This window comes from Bacteroides sp. ET489 (genome assembly GCF_030518095.1).
In the GTDB taxonomy this organism is placed as follows: Bacteria; Bacteroidota; Bacteroidia; order Bacteroidales; family Bacteroidaceae; genus Bacteroides; species Bacteroides ndongoniae.
The window spans coordinates 24,387-32,692 of record NZ_JAULLJ010000038.1; the positions used below are offsets into that span (position 1 = coordinate 24,387).

Consider the following 8,306-nt stretch of genomic DNA (forward strand, 5'->3'; position numbering starts at 1 on the left):
TTCGACATCACTTTATAAAACACTTGTACGGCTCGTGAACAACACTTGTGTGGCTCGCGAGGAACACTTGCACGGCTCGCGAGCCGTGCAAGTGTCCTACAAATGATTGAAAAACAATGGTGTATACAGAGGCTTGGATACCTTATCATAACTATTGGGGTGCAAACGTTTTCGTACTGTCTTCTTTCTTTTTCTGCTTCTTCTACAACTTATTCTCTTCGAGCTTGCTTACCTTTGGATAAAAATGCTAAGAATTTGATATTATGAGAATTATGGAACGGTACAAAATCTTTTTGTGGCGGTATTGGATCGCCATTTGTGTCGTGTTGGTATGTGCTTCCTGTTCCGACGACGACAAAGAGTTGCAGGAGTATCTGACACCGGTTTCCGGTAGTGAAACAATCTTCGATCAAGGCTTCAGTTTCGACGAAAATGCCTCTTCACAAAGCGTCAGCTTTGAAACGGGTCAGAGCTGGAAAGCTACGCTGACTGGGGTAAGCGATGGCTGGTGCACCATCAATCCGGCTTCGGGCGGAGCCGGAACGAACACCATAACCGTGTCGGTCGGCAAGAACGAAACGCAGGCTGCCCGTGTGGCCAAACTACTGATTGCCGCAGGCTCGCAAAGCAGGGAAATTTCTATTTCGCAATCGGCTCCGGTGCTAGTGGTGCCCGAAGGCCTGAGCTACAGTCCTGAGTCACCCGATACTGATCAGCCACTGACCATTACTTTCAAGGCTTCTTCGCGCTCGGCTCTCTACGGATATACAGGCGATGTGTACGTACATATTGGCGTGGTGAACGAAGGTGCCTGGCTTTTTGTTCCTGCCGAGTGGAACGAGAACATTGCCAAATGCAAAATGACTGTATCGGGCAGTAATGTCTGGAGCATTACGCTGAGCCCTACCGTACGCGAATGGTTTGGCAGCGGAACGACACCGGTCAATCAACTGGGAATCGTTGTCCGCAGTGCCGATGGCAGCAAGAAAGGCATCGAAGAGGATTCGTTCGTACAAGTCACCGATTCGAAGTACGAAGGTTTCGTGCCCGGTGAAATAAAAGAGGCCACTTTGCCTGCAGGAGCCGTAGAAGGTATCAATGTCGTGGATAACTCGACCGTGACGCTGGTGCTTTACGATCGTGACAAGAACGGCAATCATAAAGACTTTGCTCATGTGGTAGGTGACTTCAACAACTGGACATTGAGTAACGACGAGAAGTCGCAAATGTATCGGGATAATGCTGCCGGCTGCTGGTGGATTACATTGACTGACCTACAAGCCGACAAAGAATATGCTTTCCAGTATTACGTCGGAACAAAAGACGGTGAAACCATCCGTTTAGCAGATGCCTATACCGAGAAAATACTCGATCCGGATAACGATCCCTATATTCCCGCTTCTGTCTACGACGGAAATTTGACTTATCCGGAAGGTGGACGCGGCATTGTATCTACCTTTAAAATTAGCGGCGATACTTATACGTGGAAGGTGAACAATTTCCAGATAACAGAGCCTGGACAGCTGGTGATTTACGAAATGCACCTGCGCGACTTTACGACATCCGGTGATTTGAACGGAGCAATGGACAAAATCTCTTATCTGAAGCAGATCGGTGTCAATGCTATCGAACTGATGCCGGTGCAGGAATTTGACGGTAACGACAGCTGGGGCTACAATCCATGCTTCTATTTTGCTATGGACAAGGCGTATGGAACAAAGAACCGTTATAAACAGTTTATTGATGCCTGTCACGAGGCCGGTATGGCGGTCATCCTCGATGTTGTCTACAACCATGCTACAGGCAGTCATCCGTTTGCTAAACTGTATTGGGATAGCAGCAAAAACAAGACTGCGGCAAACAATCCGTACTTCAACGTCGATGCTCCTCATCCTTATAGCGTCTTCCACGATTTCAATCACGAAGAACCGTTGGTGCGCAAGTTTGTGAAACGCAATCTGCAATTCCTCCTCGAAGAATACAAGCTGGATGGTTTCCGCTTCGACCTGACCAAAGGTTTCACGCAGACAGCTTCGAACGAAAGTACAGCCTCTAATTACGATGCAAACCGTATAGCTATTCTGAAGGATTACAATGCTGCCATCAAGCAGGCAAAGAGCGATGCTTACGTCATTTTGGAACATTTTTGCGATGCCCGCGAAGAACAGGAATTGGCTGCCGACGGCATGCACCTGTGGCGTAACATGAATTACGCTTACTGCCAGACTGCAATGGGGTATAAAGAAGGCAGTGCCTTTAGCGGACTTTATGAGAAAACATACGGTTGGGTAGGTTTCATGGAAAGTCACGACGAAGAACGTATGGGCTACAAACAGAGCCAGTGGGGCGACGGTGTACTGGCTACAGACTTGGCCGCTCGTATGGACCAGTTGCAGTTGAATACGGCTTTCTTCCTCACTGTGCCCGGTCCGAAGATGATTTGGCAATTTGGAGAGTTGGGCTATGACTTCAGTATTAACAGCAATCAGGATGGAACAGCTGTTAGTGAAGAATACCGTACGCATCGCAAACCCATTCGTTGGGACTATCTGGACAATGCCGACCGGAAGGAACTGCACGATATCTATGCACGCCTGATGACGCTGCGCAACGGTAATCCTGAACTGTTTGACGAGGGAGCCTTATTTGAATGGAAGGTAGGAGAAGCTGACTGGAACGACGGACGTTCGCTATTGTTAGAGAGTGTGGCTGGTAAACAGATTGTAGTTGTGGGCAATTTTACCCAGGCTGCAATTAATGTAGATTTCCCAGCCGAAGCTGGCAGTTGGAACAATTACTTTACCAGCGAGAAGGAAACGGTAGGTAAAACAGTCAATGTACCGGCTCACGGTTATAAGGTATATACCAATTTTTGATAGATCTTTTTCATTCATAAATTTTATTCAGCACCCAGTTGAGCCACTTCCAGCGGAAGCGGAACCAACGGCGGGTGCTGATTTGTTTTCCGCCGAAACGTAGCACAAACTCCCGGTAGCCGTGTTTACGGAAGGGTAGGCCGACATCCATGAATTCCAGATGCCGGTAGCCCCGTTGTTTGGCGTCGTCCAGAGCTTTCCATACGGCCAGGATGCCGGGATATTGCAAGGCATGAGTCTTGCGCATGCCTCCCGAGAACCAGAGGTAGGCATTGTCGTCCGAGTAGATACAGGCACTTCCTCCAATGATTTTGTCTTTGTAGATGACGATGAATATCCGGCTATGCTGGTCGTCCAGTATTTTGTTTGCGAGGTGCTGAAAGAAACTCATGCTGGGGAAGTGACGGCGTATTTTGGAAGAATAGACCTTGTGTAGCATCAGGGCGAATTGCTTGATCTCTTCGGAAGTATGCGCTTCTCTTACGTAAGCTCCGTTCTTCAATCCTTTCTTTACCTGCCGGATGCGCGAAGGACTGAAACGCTCTTCTACGCGGTCGACACTGTGCAGTGAGTTACGCACACGCAGCCAGTTGACGGCAAAGTAATGGTTGGCACGGAAAGCTTTGTAACCGAATAATGCGTTTTCGAGGTTACGGAACTCTATCAGAAAGGAGTCGCGCAAGGCTTCGTCGGTCAGGCGCTTCAGCATGTCGCTGAAGATAGCTTCTTTATCAGACTGGGGATCAAAGTATTCTCCGGTGCCGTAGATCTCGCATCGTTTGATGATGGCAGGCGGAAAGAGACGGACACTTTTCCGCAGTGCTGCAAGCAGTTTGGCTACCGGACGGTCCTGTTCGCTGGCAACAATAAGGACAGGGGTATAGCCCGGCGTTGCTTCGTAGATGTGAAACAACTCCGTAGAGTGGAACGTATTGCTTCCGGGTAAGTCAGGAATCTGGTTCCCCCGATAATATGTTGTCAGTTTCAAAGGCATTGCTCGCAAATATAGAAAATAATCTTGTATCTTTGCACAAGTTTATTGCAAAAGAACGAAGAAGTCCAAACGGCAGATTTGCCTGATTGCTTCTTCATTATTATCGTTTATTTATGGAAAGTTTCAGTGAATTGATAAAGAATCGCCGCAGTATGCGGAAGTTTACATCCGAGGAATTGACTCAGGACGAAGTCGTTACGTTGATGAAAGCTGCACTGATGGCACCCACCTCCAAGCGGAGCAATTCGTGGCAGTTTATCGTGGTAGATGATAAGGAGACATTGAAGGAACTGTCTCACTGCAAGGAGCAAGCCTCACAATTTATTGCCGATGCAGCTTTGGCAGTAGTGGTTACGGCCGATCCTTTGGCAAGCGATGTATGGATTGAAGATGCTTCGATCGCTTCTATCTACTTGCAGCTCCAAGCCGAAGATATGGGACTGGGAAGCTGCTGGGTACAGGTGCGCGAACGCTATACGGCAGCCGGAATGCCGTCGGACGAATTTATCCACGGACTGCTGGATATCCCTTTGCAGCTGCAGGTGCTCAGTGTCATTGCTATCGGTCATAAGGGTATGGAGCGTAAGCCTTTTGCCGAAGAACATCTGCAATGGGAGAAAATACATCTGAATAAATACGGAGGACAATAACGGTGAGTGCAGCGAAGGCAAATAATAACCGGGACACATACAAGGCAACCGCAATCACGCTGATCGTGTTCGGGATTCTTTATTTGGCGGACAAGCTGATACATTTCCGTTCCTTAGGATTGCCGTGGGTGATGAACAAAGATAATTTCCTACTTTACACAGCGGTGATATTTCTGTTGTTCAAGCACGACAAATCCGTTGGTCTGGTACTTATAGGCTTGTGGTTGATACTGAACTTCAACCTGATAACAGCCTTGTTGGGTACAATGTCCGCTTATCTGCTCCCGCTGGCGTTGCTGGTGCTGGGAGCTATTCTCTATTGGTTGGCTACAAGATGAAAAAGAGTGTTGTATGGCAAGAAGAAGTATAGAAGATACGTCGATTGTGATGGTTGGAGCTGGCAATTTGGCAACCAATCTGGCTAAGGCCCTTTATCGGAAAGGATTTCGCATCGTTCAGGTATATAGCCGTACCCGTGAGTCGGCACAGGGACTGGCGCAGGTAGTGGAAGCTGAATATACAACCGATTTGACTGAGTTGGTGAAAGACGCCAAACTGTATATCGTTTCGTTGAAGGATGCAGTACTGGTACAGCTGCTGCCCGATATTGTGGCAGGAAAAGAAAAAGTATTATGGGTACATACGGCCGGCAGCATTCCGATGAGTATATGGGAAGGTCATGTAGAACGTTACGGAGTGTTCTATCCGATGCAAACGTTCAGCAAGCAGCGTGAAGTAAATTTCAGCCATATTCCCATTTTTGTGGAAGGCTCTTCGGCCGAGAACACTCAGTTCCTGAAAGAAGTGGCGGCCGCATTGTCGGTAAAGGTATTCGAGGCCTCGTCCGAACAACGTAAGAGCCTGCATCTGGCTGCGATATTTGCCTGTAACTTTACGAACCACATGTATGCCTTGGCCGACAAGCTGTTGAAGAAGTACGATCTGCCTTTTGATGTGATGTTGCCTCTGATTGACGAGACGGCACGAAAGGTACACGAGTTGGAGCCGAAGGCTGCACAGACAGGACCGGCCATACGTTTTGACGAAAACGTCATTAACGGACATCTGCAGATGCTGGCCGATGAGCCCAGAGTACAGGAACTATATCGGCTGATAAGCGAAAGCATCCATCAAAGTTCAAAAGAATAAAACTGGTCATTGTGAGTACGATAAATTACGATCTGAAAAAAATTAAGGCACTTTTGTTCGATGTAGACGGAGTGCTGAGTGCCAATGTAATACCGATGAGTATGGAAGGCGAACCGATGCGCACGGTCAACATCAAGGACGGATATTCCTTGCACCTGGCCGCCAAGCAGGGAGTGCTGCTGGGCATCATCACCGGTGGCAAGACGGAAGCTGTGCGCAAGCGTTTCCTTTCGTTGGGGCTGGCTGCCGAAAACATTTATCTGGGTTCGTCAGTAAAGATTCACGACTATTGCGATTTCCGCGACCGTCATGGACTGAAGGATGAGGAAATACTGTATGTAGGCGATGACATCCCCGACCTGGAAGTGATGCGTATGTGCGGACTTCCCTGTTGCCCTAAAGATGCTGTGCCCGAAGTAAAAGCCGTTTCGCGCTACATATCTTATGCGGACGGTGGCTATGGTTGCGGTCGCGATATTGTAGAACAGGTGCTGAAGGTACAGGGACTGTGGCTGGCAGACGAGAAAGCGTTCGGATGGTAAATGCGTTCTAACGCTTCTTGTGAGCTCTCAGGTTTCATTCATTTCTTTAAACTTCATTATTCAATCTGCTTATGTTGGAGAATCTGAAAAAATACAAAGTGATATTGGCCAGCAATTCGCCCCGTCGCAAGGAGTTATTGTCGGGACTTGGTATCGATTACGAGGTTCGTACCTTGCCGGATGTAGACGAATCTTATCCGGAGTCGCTGCAAGGGGCAGACATTCCTCTGTACATTTCGAAAGAAAAAGCTGATGCCTACCGGGCACTGTTGCAGCCGGGCGAGCTGATGATAACAGCCGATACCATTGTCTGGCTGGACGGACGGGTATTGGGTAAACCTAAGGATCGGGAAGATGCGTTACAGATGCTTCGGGATATGTCGGGACGTACACACGAAGTGTTTACAGGCGTCTGCATTACGACTACCGACTGGCAACGCAGCTTTGCTGCACAGACCGAGGTACGTTTTGCCCAACTCACAGAAGAAGAGATTACTTATTATGTTGACCGTTATCAGCCCATGGATAAAGCCGGTTCATATGGCGTACAGGAATGGATTGGCTTTATCGGAGTGGAAAATATTTCGGGCAGTTATTTCAATATTATGGGGCTTCCGGTGCAACGGCTGTATCGTGAACTGAAAGCAATTGTGTAAATAGTTGAAAGGCTGTAGGTGAGCAAGCTGACAAGGATTCTGTAGTCTTGTCAGCTTGTTTTCGTTGACAGCCTGTCTAAAAAGATAGAATGTATGGATACTCGTTACGAAGAGCGGCTTGGCACCGATCCGATGCTTCCGCTGATATTCCGTATGGCTTTGCCTGCGGTTGCAGCCCAGTTGGTTAATTTGCTTTATACATTGGTGGACCGTATGTATATCGGTCACATTCCAGGCATTGGTACTGATGCGCTGGCTGGAGTAGGAGTGACCAGTTCTATCATTATTCTGATTTCTTCTTTCTCTTCCATTGTAGGCGGAGGAGGGGCACCGCTGGCATCCATCGCTTTGGGACAGAATCATCGCGAACGCGCCGAGAAGATATTGGGTAACGGGTTTGTGCTGCTGATATTGTTTGCAGTCATCACCTCTTCCATTTCCTATATCTTTATGGAACCTATTCTGCTGGCTATCGGTGCTTCGGCCAATACGTTGCCCTATGCGGTCGATTACCTGTCGGTTTATCTGTTGGGAACGCTGTTTGTCGAGACGGTGGTAGGACTGAATCTGTTTATCAACTGTCAGGGAAGGCCGGGCGTAGCTATGTGTTCGGTTATCATTGGAGCGGTGCTTAACATAGTGCTGGATCCCTTGTTTATCTTTGTCTTCGATATGGGAGTGAAGGGGGCGGCACTGGCTACCATTCTGTCGCAGGCGTGCAGTGCGGTGTGGGTATTGCGTTTCCTGACTTCGCAGAAAGCTTCCTTACGGTTGGAACGCCGTTATATGAAGTTAGATCGCCGCATTGTAGGAGCTACTTTGGCACTGGGACTTTCTCCTTTCATTATGGCCAGTACGGAAAGTCTGGTAGGCTTTGTTCTGAATGGCAGTCTGGAGCGTTATGGCGATATTTACGTCAGTGCGCTGGCGGTGATGCAGGCAGCCATGCTGTGTGTCAGTGTGCCATTGACCGGTTTTGCGCAAGGATTTGTGCCTGTTGCCAGTTACAATTACGGACATGGCGACCGCGAACGGGTGAAGGCCTGTTTCAAGGTAGCAGTGACAGTGATGTTCCTTTTCAACTTTGTACTGGTGTTGCTGATGATTCTTTTCCCTACAGTCATTTCAGCGGTCTTTACCAATGATGTTCGCCTGACTGAAACAGTATCACGCTCGATGCCGATATTCCTAGGTGGAATGACTATTTTCGGTTTGCAGCGTGCCTGTCAGAATATGTTTGTGGCCTTGGGGCAGGCGCGTATTTCTATCTTTATAGCTCTATTGCGTAAAGTGATATTGCTGGTACCCTTGGCCTTGTTGTTGCCGCGGTGGATGGGAGTAACGGGTGTTTTTGCAGCCGAAGGCATTTCCGATGCAGTAGCCGCCATTTGCTGTACGCTGATTTTTGTATTTTCTTTCCCTCGGATATTGGCGAAGAT

The 8,306-nt window shown here is 48.3% G+C and carries 8 protein-coding genes; 7 read left to right on the forward strand and 1 reads right to left on the reverse strand.

What is annotated here, in order from left to right; all coding sequences use genetic code 11:
- Window positions 1–263: 263 nt before the first annotated feature.
- Window positions 264–2,876: an alpha-amylase family glycosyl hydrolase gene (locus Q3C19_RS15535; RefSeq protein WP_302730501.1), complete on the forward strand. Its 2,613-nt coding sequence runs from the start codon at window positions 264–266 to the stop codon at window positions 2,874–2,876.
- Window positions 2,877–2,886: 10 nt separating this feature from the next.
- On the opposite strand, the gene Q3C19_RS15540 is transcribed toward Q3C19_RS15535, so the two are convergent.
- Window positions 2,887–3,870: a GNAT family N-acetyltransferase gene (locus Q3C19_RS15540; protein WP_277122379.1), complete on the reverse strand. Its 984-nt coding sequence runs from the start codon at window positions 3,868–3,870 to the stop codon at window positions 2,887–2,889.
- A 113-nt stretch (window positions 3,871–3,983) separates the two neighbouring features.
- Between Q3C19_RS15540 and Q3C19_RS15545 the strand changes: the two genes are divergently transcribed.
- The 6 genes from Q3C19_RS15545 to Q3C19_RS15570 all read left to right on the forward strand — a co-directional run.
- Complete coding sequence (locus Q3C19_RS15545; RefSeq protein ID WP_071149399.1) at window positions 3,984–4,520, forward strand: nitroreductase family protein; 537 nt, start codon at window positions 3,984–3,986, stop codon at window positions 4,518–4,520.
- Window positions 4,521–4,522: 2 nt separating this feature from the next.
- The gene (locus tag Q3C19_RS15550) at window positions 4,523–4,858 is read left to right on the forward strand and encodes a hypothetical protein (protein WP_071149040.1); all 336 of its coding nucleotides are present in this window, start codon (window positions 4,523–4,525) and stop codon (window positions 4,856–4,858) included.
- 13 nt (window positions 4,859–4,871) lie between these two features.
- Entirely contained in the window at window positions 4,872–5,669 is a 798-nt protein-coding gene (locus Q3C19_RS15555) for a Rossmann-like and DUF2520 domain-containing protein (RefSeq protein WP_277122383.1), read from the forward strand.
- A gap of 11 nt (window positions 5,670–5,680) precedes the next feature.
- Window positions 5,681–6,211: an HAD family hydrolase gene (locus tag Q3C19_RS15560; protein WP_277122385.1), complete on the forward strand. Its 531-nt coding sequence runs from the start codon at window positions 5,681–5,683 to the stop codon at window positions 6,209–6,211.
- Window positions 6,212–6,282: 71 nt separating this feature from the next.
- Window positions 6,283–6,867 carry a Maf-like protein gene (locus tag Q3C19_RS15565; RefSeq protein ID WP_022162002.1) on the forward strand — a complete coding sequence of 195 codons (585 nt, stop codon included), beginning with the start codon at window positions 6,283–6,285 and terminating at the stop codon, window positions 6,865–6,867.
- Between the two features lie 93 nt (window positions 6,868–6,960).
- A partial coding sequence (locus tag Q3C19_RS15570) for an MATE family efflux transporter (protein WP_302730506.1) occupies window positions 6,961–8,306 on the forward strand: 1,346 nt, incomplete at its 3' end.